The 20,723-nt window shown below is 71.9% G+C and carries 25 protein-coding genes; 15 read left to right on the plus strand and 10 right to left on the minus strand.

What is annotated here, in order from left to right:
• Positions 1–210: 210 nt before the first annotated feature.
• Positions 211–963: a response regulator transcription factor gene (locus tag B0I33_RS12635; RefSeq protein WP_106178945.1), complete on the minus strand. Its 753-nt coding sequence runs from the start codon at positions 961–963 to the stop codon at positions 211–213.
• A 184-nt stretch (positions 964–1,147) separates the two neighbouring features.
• On the opposite strand from B0I33_RS12635, the gene B0I33_RS12640 reads away from it, so the two are divergent.
• The 6 genes from B0I33_RS12640 (at position 1,148) to B0I33_RS12665 (ending at position 5,082) form a co-directional block, all read left to right on the plus strand.
• Complete coding sequence (locus B0I33_RS12640) at positions 1,148–2,014, plus strand: LmeA family phospholipid-binding protein (protein WP_245900635.1); 867 nt, start codon at positions 1,148–1,150, stop codon at positions 2,012–2,014.
• 10 nt (positions 2,015–2,024) lie between these two features.
• On the plus strand, positions 2,025–2,474 hold the full coding sequence (locus B0I33_RS12645; protein ID WP_106178947.1) for a TlpA family protein disulfide reductase: 450 nt from the start codon (positions 2,025–2,027) through the stop codon (positions 2,472–2,474).
• A 163-nt stretch (positions 2,475–2,637) separates the two neighbouring features.
• Complete coding sequence (locus B0I33_RS12650) at positions 2,638–3,072, plus strand: DUF4395 domain-containing protein (protein WP_106178948.1); 435 nt, start codon at positions 2,638–2,640, stop codon at positions 3,070–3,072.
• A 55-nt stretch (positions 3,073–3,127) separates the two neighbouring features.
• Positions 3,128–3,964: a sulfurtransferase gene (locus B0I33_RS12655; RefSeq protein WP_106178949.1), complete on the plus strand. Its 837-nt coding sequence runs from the start codon at positions 3,128–3,130 to the stop codon at positions 3,962–3,964.
• The gene (locus B0I33_RS12660; RefSeq protein WP_106178950.1) at positions 3,964–4,269 is read left to right on the plus strand and encodes a DUF1416 domain-containing protein; all 306 of its coding nucleotides are present in this window, start codon (positions 3,964–3,966) and stop codon (positions 4,267–4,269) included. The genes B0I33_RS12655 and B0I33_RS12660 overlap by 1 nt, the downstream gene beginning before the upstream one ends.
• Positions 4,270–4,467: 198 nt before the next feature.
• Complete coding sequence (locus tag B0I33_RS12665; protein WP_106178951.1) at positions 4,468–5,082, plus strand: heme-binding beta-barrel domain-containing protein; 615 nt, start codon at positions 4,468–4,470, stop codon at positions 5,080–5,082.
• Between the two features lie 15 nt (positions 5,083–5,097).
• Here the strand turns inward: B0I33_RS12665 and B0I33_RS12670 are convergent, their stop codons facing one another.
• Complete coding sequence (locus B0I33_RS12670) at positions 5,098–5,949, minus strand: aminodeoxychorismate lyase (protein WP_106179406.1); 852 nt, start codon at positions 5,947–5,949, stop codon at positions 5,098–5,100.
• Positions 5,950–5,992: 43 nt separating this feature from the next.
• Here B0I33_RS12670 and ygfZ point away from each other — a divergent pair, with 43 nt between their 5' ends.
• From ygfZ to B0I33_RS12685, 3 genes are all read left to right on the plus strand, one after another.
• The gene (gene ygfZ / locus B0I33_RS12675; RefSeq protein WP_106178952.1) at positions 5,993–7,126 is read left to right on the plus strand and encodes a CAF17-like 4Fe-4S cluster assembly/insertion protein YgfZ; all 1,134 of its coding nucleotides are present in this window, start codon (positions 5,993–5,995) and stop codon (positions 7,124–7,126) included.
• A 95-nt stretch (positions 7,127–7,221) separates the two neighbouring features.
• Positions 7,222–7,809, plus strand: coding sequence for an RsiG family protein (locus B0I33_RS12680; protein WP_106178953.1), 588 nt, complete (start codon positions 7,222–7,224; stop codon positions 7,807–7,809).
• Entirely contained in the window at positions 7,806–8,807 is a 1,002-nt protein-coding gene (locus tag B0I33_RS12685; protein ID WP_106178954.1) for an asparaginase, read from the plus strand. The genes B0I33_RS12680 and B0I33_RS12685 overlap by 4 nt, the downstream gene beginning before the upstream one ends.
• Here the strand turns inward: B0I33_RS12685 and B0I33_RS12690 are convergent.
• Positions 8,768–9,676: a DUF8083 family protein gene (locus B0I33_RS12690; protein ID WP_106178955.1), complete on the minus strand. Its 909-nt coding sequence runs from the start codon at positions 9,674–9,676 to the stop codon at positions 8,768–8,770. The two genes, B0I33_RS12685 and B0I33_RS12690, sit on opposite strands and share 40 nt — an antisense overlap.
• 208 nt (positions 9,677–9,884) lie before the next feature.
• Between B0I33_RS12690 and B0I33_RS12695 the strand changes: the two genes are divergently transcribed.
• From B0I33_RS12695 to B0I33_RS12715, 5 genes are all read left to right on the plus strand, one after another.
• Positions 9,885–10,070, plus strand: coding sequence for a DUF3073 domain-containing protein (locus B0I33_RS12695; RefSeq protein ID WP_028661962.1), 186 nt, complete (start codon positions 9,885–9,887; stop codon positions 10,068–10,070).
• 102 nt (positions 10,071–10,172) lie between these two features.
• Complete coding sequence (locus B0I33_RS12700; protein ID WP_181193272.1) at positions 10,173–11,036, plus strand: 3-hydroxybutyryl-CoA dehydrogenase; 864 nt, start codon at positions 10,173–10,175, stop codon at positions 11,034–11,036.
• 21 nt (positions 11,037–11,057) lie between these two features.
• Positions 11,058–11,951 (plus strand): Gfo/Idh/MocA family protein, encoded by an 894-nt coding sequence (locus B0I33_RS12705; protein WP_106178956.1) that lies wholly within the window; start codon positions 11,058–11,060, stop codon positions 11,949–11,951.
• A gap of 10 nt (positions 11,952–11,961) precedes the next feature.
• Complete coding sequence (locus B0I33_RS12710) at positions 11,962–12,645, plus strand: response regulator (RefSeq protein WP_181193273.1); 684 nt, start codon at positions 11,962–11,964, stop codon at positions 12,643–12,645.
• A gap of 233 nt (positions 12,646–12,878) precedes the next feature.
• Positions 12,879–13,448 carry a VanZ family protein gene (locus tag B0I33_RS12715; RefSeq protein WP_245900636.1) on the plus strand — a complete coding sequence of 190 codons (570 nt, stop codon included), beginning with the start codon at positions 12,879–12,881 and terminating at the stop codon, positions 13,446–13,448.
• A gap of 7 nt (positions 13,449–13,455) precedes the next feature.
• Here B0I33_RS12715 and B0I33_RS12720 read toward each other — a convergent pair whose 3' ends face one another.
• From B0I33_RS12720 to B0I33_RS12750, 7 genes are all read right to left on the minus strand, one after another.
• Positions 13,456–14,769: a M20 family metallopeptidase gene (locus B0I33_RS12720; protein ID WP_106179409.1), complete on the minus strand. Its 1,314-nt coding sequence runs from the start codon at positions 14,767–14,769 to the stop codon at positions 13,456–13,458.
• 39 nt (positions 14,770–14,808) lie between these two features.
• A complete protein-coding gene (gene arfB / locus B0I33_RS12725) occupies positions 14,809–15,252 on the minus strand; it encodes an alternative ribosome rescue aminoacyl-tRNA hydrolase ArfB (RefSeq protein WP_106178958.1) in 444 nt (147 codons plus the stop codon).
• Positions 15,233–16,303: a phosphoribosylformylglycinamidine cyclo-ligase gene (gene purM, locus B0I33_RS12730; RefSeq protein ID WP_106178959.1), complete on the minus strand. Its 1,071-nt coding sequence runs from the start codon at positions 16,301–16,303 to the stop codon at positions 15,233–15,235. Before purM ends, arfB begins: the two co-directional genes overlap by 20 nt.
• Positions 16,304–16,332: 29 nt before the next feature.
• Positions 16,333–17,856 (minus strand): amidophosphoribosyltransferase, encoded by a 1,524-nt coding sequence (gene purF / locus B0I33_RS12735; protein WP_245900637.1) that lies wholly within the window; start codon positions 17,854–17,856, stop codon positions 16,333–16,335.
• Positions 17,857–17,961: 105 nt separating this feature from the next.
• Positions 17,962–18,339 (minus strand): hypothetical protein, encoded by a 378-nt coding sequence (locus B0I33_RS12740; RefSeq protein ID WP_106178960.1) that lies wholly within the window; start codon positions 18,337–18,339, stop codon positions 17,962–17,964.
• Positions 18,323–18,562: a DUF397 domain-containing protein gene (locus B0I33_RS12745; RefSeq protein WP_106178961.1), complete on the minus strand. Its 240-nt coding sequence runs from the start codon at positions 18,560–18,562 to the stop codon at positions 18,323–18,325. The genes B0I33_RS12740 and B0I33_RS12745 overlap by 17 nt, the downstream gene beginning before the upstream one ends.
• 237 nt (positions 18,563–18,799) lie before the next feature.
• Entirely contained in the window at positions 18,800–19,678 is an 879-nt protein-coding gene (locus B0I33_RS12750) for a helix-turn-helix domain-containing protein (RefSeq protein ID WP_106178962.1), read from the minus strand.
• 180 nt (positions 19,679–19,858) lie between these two features.
• On the opposite strand from B0I33_RS12750, the gene B0I33_RS12755 reads away from it, so the two are divergent.
• Positions 19,859–20,656, plus strand: a complete 798-nt coding sequence (locus B0I33_RS12755) for an SAM-dependent methyltransferase (protein ID WP_181193274.1) — start codon at positions 19,859–19,861, stop codon at positions 20,654–20,656.
• Positions 20,657–20,723: the final 67 nt, after the last annotated feature.

Genomic DNA, 20,723 nt, shown 5'->3' on the forward strand with positions numbered 1-20,723 from the left:
CGCCAACCCACGGGCGGCAACGACACTACGAGCCAGATCACCAACGGCCAGGATCCCAACCACCGCAACAGCGGCAACATCACCCTGACACTGAGTCCGACACTATCCCCTGGTGTGCCACGGCGGCCGACCGGCGAACTCGGGGGGCGCGAGCGCGGACTTCACCGCGCCGAGCGCGGCACTCGCGTGCGGGAACGGGGGACTCGCGGGTCAGCGGCGGGAGAACTCGGTGGCCTCGAAGGAGTCCGGAACCGGGGGCCTGCCGCCCTTCACCGGGCCGATCCCCTTCGCGGGGCGCTCGAACTTGTAGCCGACGTTGCGCACGGTGCCGATCATCTGCTCGTGCTCGGGACCGAGCTTGGCGCGCAGTCGCCGGACGTGCACGTCGACCGTGCGGGTGCCGCCGAAGAAGTCGTAGCCCCACACCTCCTGCAGCAGCTGGGCGCGGGTGAACACCCGGCCCGCGTGCTGCGCGAGGTACTTGAGCAGCTCGAACTCCTTGTAGGTCAGTTCGAGTGTGCGCTTGCGCAGGCGGGCGGTGTAGGTGGCCTCGTCGATCACCAGGTCGCCGACGCGCAGTTCCGCGTCCACCTGTGTGGTGGCGCCGTCCCGGGTGGTGGCCAGCCGCAGCCTCGCGTCCACCTCGGCGGGCCCGGCCGTCGGCAGGATGATGTCGTCGGCCCGCCACTCGGAGCTGACGGCGACGAGACCGCCCTCGCCGACCACCGCGATCACGGGGGTGGTGGCGTCCTCGTCGCTCGCCCCCTTGAGCAGGCGGGAGAGGCTCTTGGCCGAGGCCAGGTCGGTGCGCGCGTCGAGCAGGATCACGTCCCGGTGGCCCGCGTCGAGCAGCGCCGTCACCTCGGGCGCCCGCACGCGTACGGTGTGGGGAAGCAGTTCCAGAGCGGGCAACACCGCGGTCGCTTCGGACTCGGCTGTGAGTACCAGTAGGTCCAGGCTCATGGCCACCGCCCTATATCTTGGGATCGCCTCGCTGAGAAGCTCCGGCCGGTCCTGGATGAGAATAGCCGGTGAACGGACCGGATGTCTCCACCGTGAAACGGGCATCACACCAGGTCGTACGGGTCGGCGAGGCACCGCGAACTGCCGGACGATGAGATCGGACGCGATTGTGAGCAGCGCTGTCGTGAGTCAGCAGGCCCGCCAGGGCAACCGCAGGGGAAAGCGGACGAGACGGGTCGTCATCGTGCTGGTCGTGCTGGCCGGCCTGCTCGTCGGAGCGGATTTCGCCCTCGCCGCCTACGCCGAGCACGCGGTGTCCCAGAAGGCCAGGGAGCAGCTGGAGCTGTCGAACGACCCGGCCGTGACGATCAACGGGTTCCCGTTCGCCACCCAGGCGATCTCCGGCGAGTACCAGCACATCACCGTGTCCGCGCAGGGCATCCCCGTCGGTCCGCTGCGCGACGTCGCCATCCGTGCCGACCTGCGGGACGTCACCGCGCCGCTGTCGGACCTGACGGCGGGCAAGGTCAACGCGATCGAGATCGGGGACCTCGAGGGCCAGGTGACGCTCAAGGAGAGCGACATCTCCCGCGTCGAGCCGCTGACGAACATCGAGGACCTGCGGATCGAACCGTCCTCCGAGGACTACGTCCGCAACGGCGACGGCTCGGGGGACGAGAACGAGCCCGAGCCGGACGAGTCCACGGAGCGGACCGACGACTCGACGGCGGGCGTGCGTCTGTCCGGCTACTCCCGGATCGCGGGCGAGCGGATCGAGCTCTTCGCCTTCGCGATGATCGAGCTGGACGGCAGCACGATCCGGATCACACCGCACCGGCTGCAGTTCGGGAATGACAAGGAGACCACCGTCGTTCCCCGGGAAGTGCAGGAGGCCTTGCTGCCGAACTTCGAGGCGGACATCAACACCGGCGGGTTGCCGTTCACGGTCACCCCGACGGCGGTACAGGTGGAGTCCGGCTCGATCACCATCAAGGGCGAGGCCGAGAACGTGACCTTCGCCGGGGCCTCGGCGAACCGGACACAAGGATGAGGTAACCGCGGTGACGGGAGTGTGGGTGCTGGTCGGCACGCTGGTGGCCGGCCTGCTCGCCGGCGCGCTGCTGGCCAGGCGCAACGGCCGGATCCGCGCGGCCGGGCCCGCGCGCGCGGAGCACGCGCTGCCCGCCCCGGTCGCCGCCGTGCTCGACACGTCGGCGACCGGGCCCGCCGTCACCCTCGTCCAGCTGTCCACCACCTTCTGCGCCCCGTGCCGGCACGCGCGGGCGGTGCTCGGACAGCTGGCCGAACGCACCGACGGACTGCGGCACGTCGAGCTGGACGTGACCCATCAGCCACAGGTCGCGCAGCAGCTGGGGGTGCTCCGCACGCCGACCACGCTCGCGCTCGGCCCGGAGGGCGACGAGCTGTTGCGGGTGAGCGGCGTGCCGAAGGCGCCCGAGCTGCTGGCCGCCCTCGAGGCCCACCTCACCCGGGCGCGTCCCACAGACTGAACGCGGTTCCCACTACCAGGGAGTCTCGGTACCCTGGGCGCCGTGGACAGGCTGCCCCTCCATCTCCTCACGCAGCGTCGCGCGGTCGACCTCTGCCGCGTGCGCAGCAGCCTGTGTTCGCCGGGCCGTTCGTACTGGCCCGGCGTTCGATACAGGAGGTGACATGTCCGCTTCGTCCGCGGTCGACCCCCGTGGTCCGCGTTTCGCGGCGGTGGTGACGACGGTCGTTCTCGCCGTCGTGCTGCTCACGGGATGGTGGCCGCTGCTCGCCGCGCAGACGGTGGTGTTCGCGATCGGCGCCTTCGTCGGGCTCCGGCCGGCCCCGTACTCGGTGCTCTACCGCGTCCTGGTCGCGCCGAGGCTGCGGCCGACCAGCGAGCGCGAGGACGCCGCGCCGCTGCGGTTCGCGCAGGCCGTCGGTTTCGTGTTCGCCCTGGTCGGCACGGTCGGCTACGCCGCGGGGCTGCCGGTCCTCGGCATCGTCGCCACGGCGTTCGCCCTGTTCGCCGCGTTCCTCAACGCGGCGTTCGGCTTCTGTCTCGGCTGCGAGATGTACCTGCTCATCAGGCGGCTCGCGCCACGCGCCGAACAGGCGTGAGACAGGTTCCAGACGAGTACCCCCTTCCAACGAGAGAGAAAGTGAGTGCCGCTCCATGAGCCGTGAAGACGTCCTGGTCACCACGCAGTGGGCAGAGGACAACCTGAACACCCCCGGGGTGGTGTTCGCGGAGGTCGACGAGGACACCACCGCGTACGACGGTGGGCACATCCCCGGTGCCGTGAAGATCGACTGGAAGAACGAGCTGCAGGACCCGGTGCGCCGGGACTTCGTCGACAAGGCAGGCTTCGAGGCGCTCCTGTCGGAGAAGGGCATCGCCAACGACGACCTCGTGGTCCTCTACGGCGGCAACAACAACTGGTTCGCCGCCTACGCGTACTGGTACTTCAAGCTCTACGGCCACGACAAGGTCAAGCTGCTCGACGGCGGCCGCAAGAAGTGGGAGCTGGACGGCCGGGAGCTGACCACCGACGAGGTCAAGCGGGAACGCACCAACTACACCGCGCGGGAGCAGAACCTCTCGCTGCGGGCCTTCCGTGACGAGGTCGTCGACGCGATCAACACCAAGAACCTGGTCGACGTGCGTTCGCCCGACGAGTTCTCGGGCAAGCTGCTCGCCCCGGCGCACCTGCCGCAGGAGTCGGCGCAGCGCGCGGGCCACATCCCGAGCGCGGTGAACGTGCCGTGGTCCAAGGCGGCCAACGAGGACGGCACCTTCAAGTCCGCCGAGGAGCTGAAGGAGCTCTACGAGGAGGCGGGCCTGGACACCGCCAAGCCCACCATCGCCTACTGCCGGATCGGCGAGCGTTCCAGCCACACCTGGTTCGCGCTGCACGAGCTGATCGGCCTCGAGGACGTGAAGAACTACGACGGTTCGTGGACCGAGTACGGCTCGCTGGTCGGCGTGCCGATCGAGACGGGAGCGAAGTGATGAGCGACGGTTGCGGCGCGCCGGCCCAGACGGCGGTCTCGGCGCAGGAGGACACGAACGGCCAGGTGGTCGTGGCGGGCAAGGTGACCGGAGGGGACGGCCCCGTCGGCGGCGCCTACGTGCGCCTGCTCAACGCCGACGGTGAGTTCACGGGCGAGGTGCAGGCCTCGGCCGAGGGCGACTTCCGGTTCTACGCGGCCCCGGGCACCTGGACGGTGCGGGCGCTGCACCGCACCGGCAACGGCGAGGCCACGGTCGACGCCGAGGGCCCCGGCCTCCACCAGGTCTCCATCCCGGTCGCCTGACCCCCGGTCGGCCACTGTCCCCCAAGGCCACCTTGGTTGCGTTGAACGCAACCAAGGTGGCCTTGGGGGACGTTGTTATCCTGCGGGCGTGGAGATCCTGTTTACGACCCTGCTGGTGCTGGCCATCGTCGCCACGACCTGGTTCGGCGGTTACGTGGTGTACCGGCTCTACTCCGACCAGCGCTGACGGAAGGCCCGATGTCCAGCGGCGACGAAGCCATCCAGGCCGCTGCGGAGCGCGCCGAGCACACCGGCAAGCGCAACATCCCGCAGCTCGAAGGCCTGCCGATCCCCGGCGACACCGCCAACCTGCGGGAGGGGCCGAACCTCAACGACGCCTGCCTGGCGCTGCTGCCGCTGGTCGGCGTGTGGCGCGGCGAGGGTGAGATCAACTACCCCACGATCGACGGCCCGTTCCGGTTCGCGCAACAGCTCACCATCTCCCACGACGGCCGCCCGTTCCTGTTCCACGAGGCGCGCTCGTGGCTGCTCGACGCGGACGGCAACGTCATCAGGCAGGCGGCCAGGGAGACCGGCTGGTGGCGACCGCAGCCGGACGACACGATCGAGCTGCTGCTCGCCCACTCCAGCGGCATCATCGAGCTGTTCTACGGCAAGCCGGCCAAACAGGCCGCGTGGGAGCTCGGCACCGACGCCGTCGTGCGCACCGCGAGCGCCAAGGAGGTCGTCGCCGCGAAGCGCCTGTACGGCATCGTCGGCAACGGCGACCTCGGCTACGTCGAGGAGCGCGCGATGGTCGGCGAACCCATGACGCCGCACGCCTCGGCACTGCTGCAGCGCGTCGTCGGCTGAACGGGCGGGAGAACCCTAGCCCGCGTACTCGGCCTCGTACGCCTCGGCCAGCTCCGCGTGGATGGCGGAGGAGTCCGGAAGCGGCTGCCCGTCCAGCGTGTGCACGCGCGTCAGCTTGCGCACCGAGGAGGCCAGGAACAGGCCGTCCGCCGAGCGCAGGTCCGCCACCTCCAGCGGCTCCACCTTCGTGGCCCAGCCCGCCCGCTCGGCGCCGCGGAACACGCTGCCCTGGGTGGTGCCCTTGAGGATCCCCAGCGACGGCGGCGGCGTGTACAGCGTCCGCCCCCTCGCCACGATGACGTTCGACGTCGGGCCCTCCAGCACCGTGCCGCCGGGCGCGGTGAAGACGACGTCGTCCGCGCCGCGCCGCGCCGCCTCCCGCACGGCGGCCATGTTCACCGCGTACGACAGCGACTTGGCGCCGAGCAGCAGCCACGGCGCGCGCTCGGTGTAGTCGGGGTCGATGCCACGGTCCAGCGTCACCACCGCGACGCCCTCGGCGCGGGCCCGCCGCACCTTCTCGTCGATCTCCATGCCGAGCGCGAACGCCGTGGGCGCCGAGGCCGGGTCGCCCTCGACACCCCGCGTGTAGACGAGCTTGAGCGCGAACTCCGCGGATCCGGACCAGCTGTCCAGCACCAGCCGCACCACCCGCTCCCACGCCGCCCGGTCGGGCTCGGGCAGGTCGAGCATCGCCGCCGACCGGGCCAGCCGGTCGAGGTGCGGCCCGAGCTCACGGGGCACGCCGTCGGCCACGAGCACCGTCTCGAAGATGCCGTCGCCGCGGAGCAGGCCCAGGTCGTCGACCCGGATGTGGGCCGCGTCCGGATCGGCCAGCGTTCCGTCCAGGAAGGCGAGTACGCGCATGACGCCACAGTACTCATCCGGAAACTCGCCTACGATCGGTTCCATGGCCTACCAGTCACCCCTGCTCGAACTCCGCGGCGCGGTCGCCCCTCCGGAAGGTCACCCGGAGGGCGGAGTGCCCTGGCACTGGGGGGACCCGTTCGCCGAGCAACGCACGGCCGTCCGCGGGGTCGCCGTCGTGGACCGTTCCCACCGCGAGGTGTTCTCGGTCCGCGGCGAGGACCGGCTCTCCTGGCTGCACCTGGTGCTGTCCCAGCACGTCAGCGAGCTTTCCGAGGGCGCGGGCGGCGAGGCGCTCGTGCTCGACAGCCAGGGCCGCATCGACACCCACCTCGTGTTCGCGCACCTCGACGGCACGGTGTGGCTGGACACCGATCCCGGCCCGATGGCGACCAGCGCGCTGCCGAAGGGCGGCAGGCAGCCGCTGCTCGACTACCTCGAGGCGATGAAGTTCTGGTCGAAGGTGGACATCGCCGACGCCACCGCGGGCTTCGCGGTGCTGACCCTGCTCGGCCCGGACATCGCCACGGTGCTGGAGCCGGACGTGCTCGCCGGCCTCGCCGACGAGCCGTACGCCGTCACCGCGTTGCCGGGCGGCGGGTTCGCCCGCCGGATGCCGTGGCCCGGCCGGTACAGCGTGGACCTGCTCGTGCCGAGGGACGAACTGAGCGGCTGGTGGCAGCGGCTCACCGACGCGGGCGCGCGCCCCGCGGGGTCGTGGGCCTTCGACGCGCTGCGGGTCGAGTCGCAGCGGCCCCGGCTCGGCGTCGACACCGACGAGCGCACGATCCCGCACGAGGTCGGCTGGATCGGCTCGGCCGCGCACGTCGCCAAGGGCTGCTACCGGGGCCAGGAGACGGTGGCCAAGGTGCACAACGTCGGCAAGCCCCCGCGCAACCTGCTGCTCCTGCACCTCGACGGCTCGCCGGAGATCTACCCGGAGACGGGTGATCCCGTGCTGCACGGCGAGCGCACGGTGGGCCGCGTCGGCAGCGTGGCCCAGCACCACGAGCTCGGCCCGGTGGCGCTCGCCCTGGTCAAGCGCTCGGTGCCGACCGAGGCCGAGCTGCACGTCGGGAAGGACGACCAGGTCGTGCAGGCGTCCATCGACCCGGACTCGGTGCCCGGGGAGCGGGTGGCACCCGGCCGGGCGGCGGTGGAGCGCCTGAGGGGCTGACACCGGCCGGGCGCGGCAGCGAATGTGAGCGATCTTGCGGTACCGTCGCGGACCCCACCCTGGTGTGTGAGACCGATTTGGAGCAGGATGGCCCCGTGATCGAAGTCCGGCCCGGCGGGCGCCGGCGCATCGACCGCGTCCTCGCCGCCGACTACGCGCGTGACCTGGAGCAGTTGCCGCTGACGACGCTGCGGGAACGCCGGGACGAGGCAGCGCAGGAGGAGACCGACCTGTCCTACCTGCGCAGGTTGCTGCACGCCCGGATCGACATCGTGCGCGCGGAGCAGCAGCGCCGCAGGTCCGGCGGTGGCGTGAGCATCGTCGACCAGCTCGCCACGATCCTGGCCGACAACGCCCTCGGCCCGGCGACGGGTTCGGGCAGGCACCAGCCGCTGGGACCGTCGCGGGCGGGCGAGTACCGGCGGCGCGCGGAGGCGCTCGTCGGCGACCCGGAACTGTCGGACGTCTCGGCGCTGACGGACGACAAGCTCGCCGGGACGCTGAGCGACTACCGGGAGCAGGAGGCGTCGGTGTCGCGGCGCAGGCGCGAGGTCCAGGCCGTGGTCGACGCCTTCAACGCCGAGATCGCGCGCCGGTACGCGCACGGCTCCGCCTCGGTGGACGAGCTGCTCGCCAGCCAGCGGCGCGGCGACGACGCGGACGGCACCGAGGAGAGCGAGTGAGCGACCCGGCACTCGTCGAGGTCGTCCGTTCCGGTTTCGTCGAGAGCGTGCACCACGGCGCGCTCGTGGTCACCCGCCCTGACGGGTCCGTGCGGGTCGCGGTGGGCGACGCCGCGCGCCCGGTGTTCCCGCGCTCGTCGACCAAGCCGCTACAGGCGCTCGGCATGCTCCGCGCGGGGCTGGACCTCGGCGATCGCGACCTCGCTCTGGTCTGCGCGTCGCACAGCGGCGAGCCCGCGCACGTCGGGCGGGCGCTGGCGATCCTGGACCGGGCCGGCCTCACCGCCGACCACCTCGGCTGTCCCGCGGACTACCCGATGCACGAGGCGAGCAGGCTGGCGGCGATCCGGTCGTGGCACGGCCCGCGCCGGGCCGCGATGAACTGCTCCGGCAAGCACGCCGGGATGCTCGCGACCTGCGTCCGCAACGGCTGGCCGACCGCCGGCTACCTCGACCCCGCGCACAAGCTGCAGCTCGCGCTTGCCGACACGGTCGCCGAGCTGACCGGGGAACGCCTCGCGGCGACCGGGGTGGACGGCTGTGGGGCGCCGCTGTTCGCCTACTCGCTGACCGGGCTCGCCCGCGCGTTCGGCAGGCTGGTCACCGCCGCCGAGGGCAGCGCGGAACGCCGGGTGGCCGACGCCATGCGGGCGAACCCCTGGCTGGTGGCGGGCAGCGGCCGCGAGGACACGCTGCTGATGGTCGCCGTCCCCGGGCTGCTCGCCAAGATCGGCGCGGAGGGCGTGCACGCCGTCGCCCTCCCGGACGGCACCGCGGTCGCCTGCAAGATCGCCGACGGGGCGGCCCGCGCCAGGGGGCCGGTGCTCGCCGAGGCGCTGCGAGCGCTGGGTGTGGCACCGGAGAACCCGGCCGCGGCCTCAGTGCTCGCCGGGCTGGGCAGCGGCCGGGGCCAGGTGCTCGGCGGCGGCGTCCCCGTCGGCGAGCTCCGCGCGACCGATCAGTTGAAGCGTTCCCTCGCCGCGATGTCGCCCCAGTAGTCACGCAGCTCCTGAAAGGACTCGGCGAGCTCCTCGATGTCGTCGTTACGCAGCGCTTCGACGACCCCGTGCACCTCGTCGGCCGACGTGTCGGTCTCCAGCATCGGGTCGGTCATCAGCTGCACGAGCCCGCCGTAGTCGAGTTCGACCGCGGACGCGTCGTGGAAGTTGTCGAGCCAGCGGGCCGTCTCGGCGAGCACCCGGGTCGGCCCCGACTCGCCGAACGCGTTCTCCACCAGCTGGTGCGCCTCCTCCAGCCGCCTGCGGGCGTCGGGCATGGCCACGCGCCAGGAGAGTTCGCGTTCCGGGTCGTGCGGGCCGGAGCCGAGCACGAGCCTGCGGGTGTCGGGTTCGACCAGGGAGAACCAGGGCAGCGGCACGGTCCACGAGGTGGACAGCACGTGCATCGCGGGCCTGCGCAGTGCGGACACGGCCGTGGCGGCGCGGGACCGCACGGTCTCCGCCGACAGTCCGCTCGCGTCGAGCACGGCGGCCCGCAACGCGGGCGGTGCCTCGCCGAGGAAGCCGACGAGCGCGGCGGCCGAGCGGGCGCGCAGCTCCAATGGGCACACGAGCGGGCCTGGCCCGACCTCGGTGGCCGCGTCCTCGACGGGCACGTCGCCCGGGTCGAGCACGAGCACGTCGGCCGTCCCCTCCGAGTGCGGGGAGCCGTCCGGACGGTCGCCCGGCAACAGCCGGACCGGACTGCCCAGCTGTGACTTGAGCCACAGCAGGTGTTCTCGCTCGCCCGCGCGGGCTCGGGTCAGTTCGGCTCCCTCGACGGCGCGGACGAGCTGCTCGTCCGGGGGTTCACCGAACGCGGACAGCGGCTCGTACACCCTGAGGTAGGCGACGAAGGGACGCAGCACCCGAGAATCGTGGCACGTGACCGGTGCATCGTGAGCGCGGGCTGGTTCGAGCGCCGCCCCCGCGGGGATACTGTCACCGTTCGCACACCGTGCCGCGTCGCATCCGAGGCCTTCGACACGGTACGGTGTTCAGAGGAAATAGTTGTCGAGACGACGCGGGGCCGCCGATTCCCCCGGCCGCCCCGCCCCTGTGCGAGGGGGTCGAGCCATGGGGCGCGGCCGAGCTAAGGCCAAGCAGACGAAAGTGGCCCGGGAGCTCAAGTACAGCGTTCCCACCACGGACTTCGATGCGCTGCAGCGTGAGCTGTCGAGCAACTCCTCGAACGACAGCCACGAGGACGAGGACCGGTACGAGGACCCGTACGACGACGGGTACGACGACTACCGCCGTTGACAGGTGACGCGGAACGCGAGGGTGGGAGCCCGGTCAGGCCGGGATTCGCCCTCGCGTTCCCGCTTTGTGCCCGGAAACCGGGCCGGTGAGTGAGGAGAGGTCGTGGCGGAGCGGATCCAGCGGGTCGGTGTGGTCGGTGCGGGGCTGATGGGCTCCGGTATCGCCGAGGTGCACGCGCGCGCGGGCCTGGACGTCGTGGTCAGCGAGGTCAACCGGCCCGCGCTGGACGCGGGCCGGGCCCGGATCGAGAAGTCCCTGCAGCGCGGGGTGCGCAGCGGCAAGCTCAGCCAGGACGACGCCGACGCGGCGCTCGCCCGGCTGACCTTCACCACCGAGCAGGAGGCGTTCGCCGACCGCGACCTGGTCGTGGAGGCCGTCCTCGAGCAGGAGCAGGCCAAGGTGGACGTCTTCCGCTCGCTGGACAAGATCGTCGATCGGCCCGACGCGATCCTCGCGTCGAACACCTCCTCCATCCCGATCATGAAGCTCGGGATGGCGACCGAGCGGCCGCAGCAGGTCGTGGGCGTCCACTTCTTCAACCCGGTTCCCGTGCTCCCGCTCGTGGAACTGGTGCCCTCGCTGCTCACGGACGAGGAGACGGTCCGGCGCACCGACGAGCACGTGACCGGCGCGCTGGGCAAGACCGTCATCCGCTCGCAGGACCGGGCCGGGTTCATCGTCAACGCGCTGCTGGTGCCGTACCTGCTGTCCGCGATCCGGATGTTCGAGTCGGGCTTCGCGTCCGCCGAGGACATCGACCGCGGCATGGAGCTGGGCACGGCCCACCCGATGGGCCCGCTGCGGCTGGCCGATCTCATCGGCCTGGACACCATCAAGGCGATCGCCGACTCCATGTACGCCGAGTTCAAGGAGCAGCTGTACTCCTCGCCACCGCTGCTGCTGCGGATGGTGGACGCGGGGCTGCTCGGCAAGAAGACCGGGCGGGGTTTCTACAGCTACGGCTGAGCTCCGCCTACGCTGCTCGGCGTGGACGACGCGCTTCGGGTGGGACTGGTCGGTGCGGGTTCGTGGGCCAGGACGGTGCACGCGCCCGGCCTCACCGAGCATCCGGGTACCTCGCTGACCTCGGTGTGGACCCGCCGGCCGGAGGTCGCGGCGGCACTCGCCGACGAGCACGGGGCGCGCGCGTGCGCGACGTTCGACGAGCTGGTCGACGAGGTGGACGCCGTGGCGCTCGCGGTGCCGCCCGGCGTGCAGGCCGACCTGGCCGTCCGCGCCGCGCGGGCGGGCAGGCACCTGATCCTGGAGAAGCCACTGGCCTCCGACGTGGCGGGGGCCGAGCGCGTCGCCGAGGCCGTCCGGGACGCCGATGTCGTCGCACTCATGCTGCTGACGATGCGCTACGCGCTGCCGACCCGCGAGTGGCTGGCCGACGTGACCGCCGCCGGCGGGTGGCGCGGCGGGAGCGCCCGCTGGCTGTCCGGGGCGCTGCTCGGCGAGAGGTACGGCGGATCGTCGTGGCGGCACACCGAGGGCGCGCTCGCGGACATCGGGCCGCACGCGTTCGACCTGCTCGACGCCGCGCTCGGCGAGATCACGGGCGTGCTCGCGGCGCACCGCGGCGACGGCGACGTGTGGCACGTGCTGCTCGCGCACGCGGGCGGGGCGACGAGCACGGCCGCGCTGTCGCTGCGGCTGCCGGTGCGGCCGACCGTCGTGGAGTTCGCCGTCTACGGCGAGGGCGGCTACCGGACCCTCGGCCGCAGGCCGGGTGCGGCCGCCGAGTCGTACACCGCGCTGCTCGACGACTTCGCCGCGATGGTCGCCAGTGGCACCCGCACGCACCCCTGCGATGTGTGGCGCGGGGTGCACCTGCAGCGGGTGATCGCCGAGTGCGTCCGCCTCGCCGACGGGCAGTGAGGCGGTCGCCGTGCTGCGGGTGCTCGTCGTGGACGACGACTTCATGGTGGCCCGGGTGCACAGCGGCTACGTCGAGCGCACGCCGGGCTGTGCTGTCGTCGGTACCGCCCACACGGGCGCGGAGGCGCTGCGGGCCGTCCGGGACCTGCGGCCCGACCTGGTTCTGCTCGACGTCTACCTGCCCGACCTCGACGGCCTGACCGTGCTCAGGAAGCTGCGGGCCGACGTGTCCACGGTGGACACCGACGTCATCGTGATCACGGCGGCCCGGGACGTGGAGACCATTCGCGGCGCGATGCGCGGCGGTGCGCTGCACTACCTCATCAAGCCGTTCTCGTACCCCGCGCTGCGCGAGCAGCTGGAACACGTCACCGCGCTGCGCGCCAAGCTGGCCCGGCTGTCCGAGCGGCCGTCGGCGGAACAGGGCGACGTCGACGACGTGTTCGGAGCGCGGTCGCGGGCGAAGGACGCGCTGCCGAAGGGCCTCACCGAGCCGACGGCGGCCCTCGTGCGGCAGGCACTGCTGGAACATCCGGACGGGCTTTCCGCCAGCGAGTGCGCCCGCGTCACCGAGCTGTCGCGGCCCAGCGCGCGCCGCTATCTGGAGCACTTCGTCGAGGCGGGCCAGGCCGAGGTCAAGCTGCGGTACGGCAGCGCGGGGCGGCCCGAGCGGCAGTACCACTGGCGCGGCTGACCGGCCCGGCGCGCCACGCCGGGGCCGAGCGGAGATCACCGGAAAGTGCGCCCCGTTTCCTGGTGCGGCGTTCCGGTTCCGATGCGAAGGTGATCTTGGGAGTCGTCAGAGGTCGCGCGGAAGGGGCGCCGCGCGGCGGGAATTTCGTCCTGCCCGCGTGACCTCGCCGCCGGGGAGGATTTCGCGTGGATTCCATGCTGCGCGCTTTCGGAGTGCTGATTCCGATCGCGGTCATGTCCGTGCCGTTCGCCGTGGTCGCCTGGCGGCTGCTCCGGCGCCGACGGAGCCGGACCAGACCGCTGAGCGAGGCGTCGGCCACCGCCGCGCTGGACGTGGCCATCGTGACGATCGCCGGGCTGGTCGTGGCCCTGGTCGCGCTACCGGTGCCCGGACCGGGCGGCGTGCACCCGGTGCCGGGCACGGACCTGGCGACCGCGCTCGCGAACGGCGGGTCGTTCCTGCAGGTCACCGGCAACGTCCTGCTCCTGCTTCCGCTCGGTGCGCTGCTGCCCGCGCGGTGGCCGTGGTGGCGGCCGCTGCGCCGCACGACCGGTGCGGCGCTGTCGGCTTCGATCGCCATCGAACTGGCGCAGTACCTGTTCGCGGCGGGCCGGGTGGCGTCGACCGACGACGTGCTGCTCAACACGGTCGGCGCGGCGGCGGGGGTCACCCTCGTCCGGTCGGGCGCGGGCCTGCGCTGGTACCCGCGGCCGCTGCGCCTGGCCCGCAGCCTGCCGGTACTGGACACCCGCTACTCCACCCGGATACCCGTTCCGGACCCCGTCGGCAGGACGGCGAAGTAGGCCGGGGTCAGCTGAAGTAGTTCGGCACGTCCAGCGCGCCGCCCGCCCGTTCGAACTCCTCGTGCACGGCGAGGCGCAGGTCCGCGTCGGCGAGGTAGTCGGCCGCCGTGAGGGCGAGCCCCAGCGCCCCGTCGGCCACGGCCCGGTCGCCTGCCTCCGAACCGGCCGCGGTGGCGAAGTCGATGGTGTGCAGGGCCACCGTCGGCCCGGACACCGCGATCATCGGGTGGATGGCAGGCATGCGGTAGCTGAGGTTGCCGAGGTCGGTCGACCCGGTGAGGAACTCGGGCACCACACCGGGCGGCAGCGGGGTGCGCCCGCACCGCCGCTGGTTGACCGACCAGCGCTCGACGAGGGCCTGGTTGTGCCGGATCGGCAGGTACGGCGGCTGCTCGTCCCACTCGAGTTCCACGCCGCAGCCGGTCTGCTCGGCCGCGCCGCGGGCGATGGCGGCCATCCTCCCCGCCAGGTCGCGCAGGGTCTCCGGTCGCATCGAGCGCAGGTAGAACAGCACGGCGGCGCGGTCGGGCACCACGTTGGGCCGCGACCCGCCGTCGGTGAACACGCCGTGCACGCGGTCCCCCGGCGGCAGATGCTGGCGCAGCGCGGCGACGCCCTGGTAGGCGCTGACCGCGGCGTCGAGGGCGTTGCGGCCCATGAACGGCTGCGCGGAGGCGTGCGCGCTGACTCCGTGGAAGATCATCTCCAGCTGCCTGCGGCCGAGGAACGGGTGCATGGCGACGTCATGGCTGAACGGATGCAGCATCACCACCGCGTCGACGTCGGCGAAGACGCCCGCCCGGGCCAGCGTCTCCTTGCCGCCACCGCCCTCCTCGGCCGGGGTGCCGACGAGCGAGACACGCCCGCCCGTCTCGCCCACCACGGCCGCGGCGCCGAGGAACCCGCCGACGGCCGCCGCGCAGATGATGTTGTGCCCGCACGCGTGCCCGATCCCCGGCAGGGCGTCGTACTCGGCGAGCACCGCGACGTGCGGCGCACCGCTGCCCGCCGTCGCGAGCAGGGCCGTGTCCAGTCCGCCGACCCCCACCGTCGCCGCATGCCCGCCTGCCTCCAGCGACGCGGCGACCGCACGGACCGAGCGGTGCTCGGTGAACCCCGTCTCGGGATGCGCGTGCAGGTCGCGGCTGAGCGCGACCAGGTCGGAGCGGTGCCCGGCCACCGCCGCCTCGACCCGGTCGCGCACCGGTGCGGGCGCACCGGCGAACGGGGAGGTCAGCGGCTCGGCGCGGTCGACGGCGGCCGCGGTGGCGGCGGTGAGGTCGCGCAGGTAGGAGTCGTCGGGGGGCAGCGGTTCGGTCACGCCCGGCACCCTACCCAGTTCCGGTGCGGCGGAAGCGGCTCAACCGGACCTGTCGTCGAAGCCGCGCCTGCCGCGTTTGACCTCGCCCCGGCGCTTCTTCTCGGCGATCCTGCGCTCCTTCGCGCCCCGGCTCGGCTTCGTCGGACGGCGGCGCGGTGGCGGCGGGGCCGCGGCGGCGCGCAGCACGGCGGCGAGCCGCTCGCGGGCGGCCTCCCGGTTGGCGAGCTGCGCCCGGTGCTCGCTGGCCGTGATCGTGAGCACGCCCCTGGTGAGCCTGCCAGAGAGCCGGTCGAGCAGCCGTTCCCGCAGATCCTCGGGCACCGAGGGGGAGCGGGCCACGTCGAACGAGAGCTCCACCCGTGACGACGTGGTGTTCACGCCCTGCCCGCCGGGCCCCGACGACCGGGAGAACCGCTCGACGAGTTCGGCGTCCGGGATCACCAGACGCGAGGTGACCCTGAGGTCAGAACCTGGGGTGGTCACCGGAGAGGATGGCGCGGGGGCCGTCGGGGTCCTCCGCGGGCCGGACGTCACCGAGGACCCACGCGGGCACGTGCCGTGCGGTGAGCACGGCGAGGGTCCGGTCGACGTCCTCGGGAGACACCACGGCGACCATGCCGACGCCCATGTTGAAGGTGCGTTCCATCTCGGCCCGCTCAATCCGCCCGCGCTGCGCGAGCAGCGCGAACAGCGGCGCGGGCGTCCAGGTGCCGCGTTCCAGGTGCGCGGTCAGGCCACGCGGCATGACGCGGGCCAGGTTGGCCTCGAGACCGCCACCGGTGATGTGCGCGAACGTGCGCACGTCCGCCTCGGCGACCAGCGCGAGGCAGTCCTTCGCGTACACGCGGGTGGGTTCGAGCAGTTCCTCGCCGAGCGTGCGGCCGAACTCCTCGACGTGCCCGCCCAGCGGCATCCGGGCGATGTCCAGCAGCACGTGCCTGGCCAGCGAGTAGCCGTTGGAATGCAGCCCGGTGGAGCCCAGCGCGATCACCACGTCGCCGGGCCGGACGCGGTCGGGGCCGAGCACGTCGGCGGCCTCGACCACACCCACCCCGGTGGCCGAGATGTCGTAGTCGTGCTCGCCCATCAGCCCGGGATGCTCGGCGGTCTCCCCGCCGAGCAGCGCGCAGCCGGCCTGGACACAGCCCTCGGCGATGCCCTCCACGATCGCCGCGATCCGCTCGGGCACCACCTTGCCGACGGCGATGTAGTCCTGGAGGAACAGCGGCTCGGCTCCGGTGACCACCAGGTCGTCCACCACCATCGCGACCAGGTCGATGCCCACCGTGTCGTGCTTGTCGAGCGCCTTGGCGATCGCGATCTTGGTGCCGACGCCGTCCGTGGACGAGGCCAGCACCGGCTCCTTCCAGCGGTCGAGCTTCAGCGAGAACAGCCCGGCGAAACCACCGACACCACCGAGCACCTCCGGGCGGGAAGCACGTTCGGCGTGGGGCTTGAGCAGCTCGACGGCGTGGTCCCCGGCATCGATGTCGACTCCGGCAGCGGCGTACGTAGCGCTCGTGGACTCACTCACGAAGCGGACTCCATCCTCGGCTGGAACGGCTAGGGACGCCGGACGGCGTCCTCGGCACCGTACCCCGCAGGGGTGACGGTCATGCGCGCCGAGGCGGCGTCGGCATCGCCGATGCTCTCCAGGAGATGCTTGCCGATCAGGGCGTCGTCGGGCAGCGGGATCGGGTAGTTCCCGTCGAAGCAGGCCGCGCACAGCCGGGACTTCGGCTGCTCCGACGCGGCGACCAGCCCGTCGAGCGAGACGTACCCGAGCGAGTCCGCTCCGATCGACCGGCGGATGCCGTCGAGGTCCGCGCCGTTGGCCACGAGCTCGGCACGTGAGGCGAAGTCGATGCCGTAGAAGCACGGCCAGCGCACGGGCGGCGACGCGATCCGCACGTGCACCTCGAGCGCGCCGGACTCGCGCAGCATCCGCACGAGCGCGCGCTGGGTGTTGCCCCGCACGATCGAGTCGTCCACCACGACGAGCCGCTTGCCGCGGATCACCTCGCGCAGCGGGTTCAGCTTGAGCCGGATGCCGAGCTGGCGGATGGTCTGCGACGGCTGGATGAACGTGCGGCCGACGTAGGCGTTCTTGACCAGCCCCGAACCGTAGGGAATGCCGGACTCCTGCGCGTAGCCGATCGCGGCCGGCGTGCCCGACTCCGGAACGGGGATCACGAGGTCGGCGTCGGCGGGGTGCTCCTGGGCGAGCCTGCGCCCGATCTCGACGCGGGTGGCGTGCACGCTGCGGCCCGCGATCGTGGTGTCCGGGCGGGCCAGGTAGACGTACTCGAAGACGCAGCCCTTCGGCTCCGGATTGGCGAACCGGGAGGAGCGCAGCCCCTCGGCGTCGATGGCGATCAGCTCGCCCGGCTCCACCTCCCGCACGAAGGAGGCGCCGACGATGTCCAGCGCCGCCGTCTCGCTCGCGACGACCCAGCCGCGTTCGAGCCTGCCCAGCACGAGCGGCCGGACACCGTGCGGGTCGCGGGCCGCGTAGAGGGTGTTCTCGTCGGCGAAGGTGAGGCAGAACGCGCCGCGGATCGTCGGCAGCAGTTCCAGCGCGGCACTCTCGATGCCCCGGTCGGCCGCGGCCACGGCGAGCAGCCCGCAGATCAGGTCGGAGTCGGTGGTGGCGCCGTTCTTGCCCAGCACGCCCAGCTGCCGGGCGCGCTCGTGCAGCTCGTGGGTGTTGACCAGGTTCCCGTTGTGCCCGAGGGCGAGTCCCGTGCCCGCCGCGGTGGTCCGGAAGGTCGGCTGCGCGTTCTCCCACGTGCCGCCGCCGGTGGTGGAGTACCGGCAGTGCCCGATGGCGACGTGGCCCTGCAGCGACGACAGGATCTGCTCGTCGAACACCTGGCTGACCAGGCCGAGATCCTTGAAGACCACGATCTGCTTGCCGTCGGAGACCGAGATGCCCGCGGCCTCCTGTCCCCGGTGCTGGAGCGCGTACAGCCCGTAGTAGGTCAGCTTCGCGACCTCTTCACCCGGAGCCCACACCCCGAACACACCGCATTCCTCACGCGGTTCGGGCTCGGGGGCGATGTCGGACGGCGACTGATCGGTGTGCACCGAGGAGCTCCCTGGAGACGAGAACGGACCACCTCCAGTGTAGTCGCCGGAGGTGGTCCGACCCGGTGATGTAGCGCTCAGCGGCGCGGCCGGGCGCACCGCCGCTCAGGCGGTGGCGAGCACGAACTTCGCCCTGCGCTGACCGTCGCTCACCCAGCAGCCGTGCACGGCCCTGCGGTCCACGGCGAAGGCGTCGTCGGCGAGCGTCAGCACGGCGTCGACCACGTCGGGCATCGAGCCGGAGGTGCGCCACAGCGCCCTGGCCGGCTTGAGGATGTCCGGCTCGTCCCCGGGCAACCGCATGGCGGTGACGTCGTCCTCCGCGTCGAGGCGGATCACGTCGACGACGGTGCCGTGTGCCCTGACCCCGACGACCGCGATCACCTCGCCGCGCTCGTCGCGGGGATGCACGAAGCGGTAACCCCGCTCGATGAGCCTGCCCAGAAGTTCCTCGACCGCGGGCTGCTCAGCCGACGACGTCATCGAACTCACCGTCCTTGGCGCCCGCCAGGAAGGCGGCGATCTCCTCCCGGGTGTAGACCAGGGCGGGGCCCTGCGGGTCGCGGGAGTTGCGCACCGCGATCTCACCGCCGACCAGCGTGGCCACCTCGACACAGTTGCCGACGGCCCCGCTGTAGGAGCTCTTGCGCCAGCGCGCGTCCGGGAGTAGCTCCGCGGAGACCCCGTTCCGGACCTGTTCCGCCATGATCCTCACCTTCCCGACTGAAAACCCTTCGGAGGATGCAGGGGGTGCATCTGCACGTGCATTCGATTGTGCACCGACCGTAGCACGTGCCGGTGCAGGTGTGAATGCACGTGCATCCACATGTTCCCTGAAGTTCACTCCGACGAGTGAGTGGAATCAGGACGTGACCCGTAACGAACTCGGCGTGACCGACGATTCCGCGCGCCACGCGGCGCCGAGCGTGCGGCGGAGCGCGGGCTACAGCTCGGCGAGCTTCTTCTGGAGTAGCTGCCGGGTCCGGTCGGGCGTCTCCGCCTCGACCGCCAGCCGGTCGAGCGCGCGGCTGTAGACCTCGATGTCCTCGAGGCGGTCCATGTAGACCGCGCCGGCGAGGTGCTCGACGTAGGCGATGTTCGGCAGCTCCGGCTCGCGGAACCGCAGCAGCGTGAACGCGCCCTCCGCGGCGTAGCCGCTGCGGTCGATCGGCACCACCTGCAGCGAGACGTGCGGCAGCGACGTGAGCTCGAGCAGGTGCTCCAGTTGCTTCGCGAACACGTCCCGGCCACCGATGTGCCGCATCAGCACCGACTCGTCGATCACCGCCCACAGCCGGGGACCGCCGGGCCGGAACAGCGACTTCTGCCGCCGCATGCGGAACGCGACCTTCCGCTCGACCTCCTCGCTCATGCTGTGCGGCAGGCCGTGGCTGATGATCGCCCTCGCGTAGTCCTCGACCTGCATCAGACCGGGCACGAACTGCAGCTCGTAGGTCTGGATCCGCGCCGCGGCCTCCTCCAGCCCGACGAAGTCGTCGAACCAGCGGGGCATGAGGTCGTTGTAGCGGTGCCACCAGCCGGGCTGGTTCGACTGCTTCACCATCTCGAGGAAGCTGGCCCGCTCCTCCGGGTCACCGACGCCGTACATGGTGAGCAGGTCGGCGACGTCGCGTTCCTTGAAGCCGACCCGGCCGAGCTCCATGCGGCTGATCTTCGATTCCGATGCGCGGATGTGGTACCCGGCTTCCGCGCGGCTGAGCCCGACCTTCTCCCGCAGCCTGCGGAGCTGGCCACCGAGGACCATCCGCCGCGCGGTAGGGCCGGTGCCCTGATCCACGCCGGAAGCGTCGAACGACGTCATGCCCGGGGCCCTTCCTCGATACGCACTACCTGCACCGCCTCCGAACACGGGATCCTACCCCGGAGGTGCCGTTTACCCCGCGAGAGCGAACCCCTACCCTACGTGTGATCCGCGACATCCGAAACGTCTTGTGCGAGGTCTGCGATGGCTGGTCCCGTCCCTCAGTCCGAACGAGTGCCGGTGGGTGTCGACCCCACCCGAGCGAGCATCGCCAGGGTCTATGACGCCTTCCTCAACGGCAAGGACAACTACGAGATCGACCGGGAGGTGCTGCGCGGCGTCCAGCAGAAGGCGCCCGAGGCGCAGGACCTGGCGTTCGAGAACCGGAACTTCCTGATCCGGGCGTGCCGCTTCCTCGCGAGCCAGACCGGGATCACCCAGTACCTCGACTGCGGCTCCGGCCTGCCGACCGCCGAGAACATCCACCAGGTCGTGCAGCGGATCAACCCGGACTCCCGCGTGGTCTACATCGACAACGACCCGGTGGTCCTGGCCCACGGGCGCGCGCTGCTCGAGGAGAACGAGAACACGCACTTCGTGGCCGCCGACATCTTCAAGCCGAGGGAGATCCTCGAGAACGAGGAGGTGCGCAAGCACATCGACTTCACGGAGCCGCTCGCCTTCCTCCAGCTTGGCACCCTGCACCACTACGAGGGCCCCAGCGAGGACCCGGGCAAGATCATGCAGGAGTACATCGACGCCCTACCTTCCGGCTCGTACGTCGCGATCAGCCACTTCCTCGATCCGGAGAACGAGCACAGCGCCGTCGCCAGGAAGATGGAGGAGGTGTTCCGGCACAGCCCGATGGGCTCCGGGACCTTCCGCACCAAGGCCGAGATCGAGGCGCTCTTCGACGGGCTGGAGATGATCGAGCCGGGCGTGACCCTGTGCGCCGAGTGGTGGCAGGACGGGCCCCGGCTCAAGCCGCTCAGCCAGGTCCAGCACTGCATCGCGGGCGGCATCGGCCGCAAGCCCTGAGCACGGGGCACGGCACCGGAACCCACCCGGCCGCACCCAATGTGGCATCGGGTGCGGTGAACGCAAC

The organism is Prauserella shujinwangii, assembly GCF_003001955.1.
In the GTDB taxonomy this organism is placed as follows: domain Bacteria; phylum Actinomycetota; class Actinomycetes; order Mycobacteriales; family Pseudonocardiaceae; genus Qaidamihabitans; species Qaidamihabitans shujinwangii.

Excerpts from the sequence above, each read along its gene's own strand:
- B0I33_RS12635 (WP_106178945.1), bottom strand. The coding sequence starts at position 963 with ATGAGCCTGGACCTACTGGTACTCACAGCCGAGTCCGAAGCGACCGCG.
- B0I33_RS12650 (WP_106178948.1), top strand. The coding sequence starts at position 2,638 with ATGTCCGCTTCGTCCGCGGTCGACCCCCGTGGTCCGCGTTTCGCGGCG.
- B0I33_RS12655 (WP_106178949.1), top strand. The coding sequence starts at position 3,128 with ATGAGCCGTGAAGACGTCCTGGTCACCACGCAGTGGGCAGAGGACAAC.
- B0I33_RS12660 (WP_106178950.1), top strand. The coding sequence starts at position 3,964 with ATGAGCGACGGTTGCGGCGCGCCGGCCCAGACGGCGGTCTCGGCGCAG.
- B0I33_RS12665 (WP_106178951.1), top strand. The coding sequence starts at position 4,468 with ATGTCCAGCGGCGACGAAGCCATCCAGGCCGCTGCGGAGCGCGCCGAG.
- B0I33_RS12670 (WP_106179406.1), bottom strand. The coding sequence starts at position 5,949 with ATGCGCGTACTCGCCTTCCTGGACGGAACGCTGGCCGATCCGGACGCG.
- ygfZ (WP_106178952.1), top strand. The coding sequence starts at position 5,993 with ATGGCCTACCAGTCACCCCTGCTCGAACTCCGCGGCGCGGTCGCCCCT.
- B0I33_RS12695 (WP_028661962.1), top strand. The coding sequence starts at position 9,885 with ATGGGGCGCGGCCGAGCTAAGGCCAAGCAGACGAAAGTGGCCCGGGAG.
- B0I33_RS12715 (WP_245900636.1), top strand. The coding sequence starts at position 12,879 with ATGTCCGTGCCGTTCGCCGTGGTCGCCTGGCGGCTGCTCCGGCGCCGA.
- B0I33_RS12740 (WP_106178960.1), bottom strand. The coding sequence starts at position 18,339 with ATGACGTCGTCGGCTGAGCAGCCCGCGGTCGAGGAACTTCTGGGCAGG.
- B0I33_RS12745 (WP_106178961.1), bottom strand. The coding sequence starts at position 18,562 with ATGGCGGAACAGGTCCGGAACGGGGTCTCCGCGGAGCTACTCCCGGAC.
- B0I33_RS12750 (WP_106178962.1), bottom strand. The coding sequence starts at position 19,678 with ATGACGTCGTTCGACGCTTCCGGCGTGGATCAGGGCACCGGCCCTACC.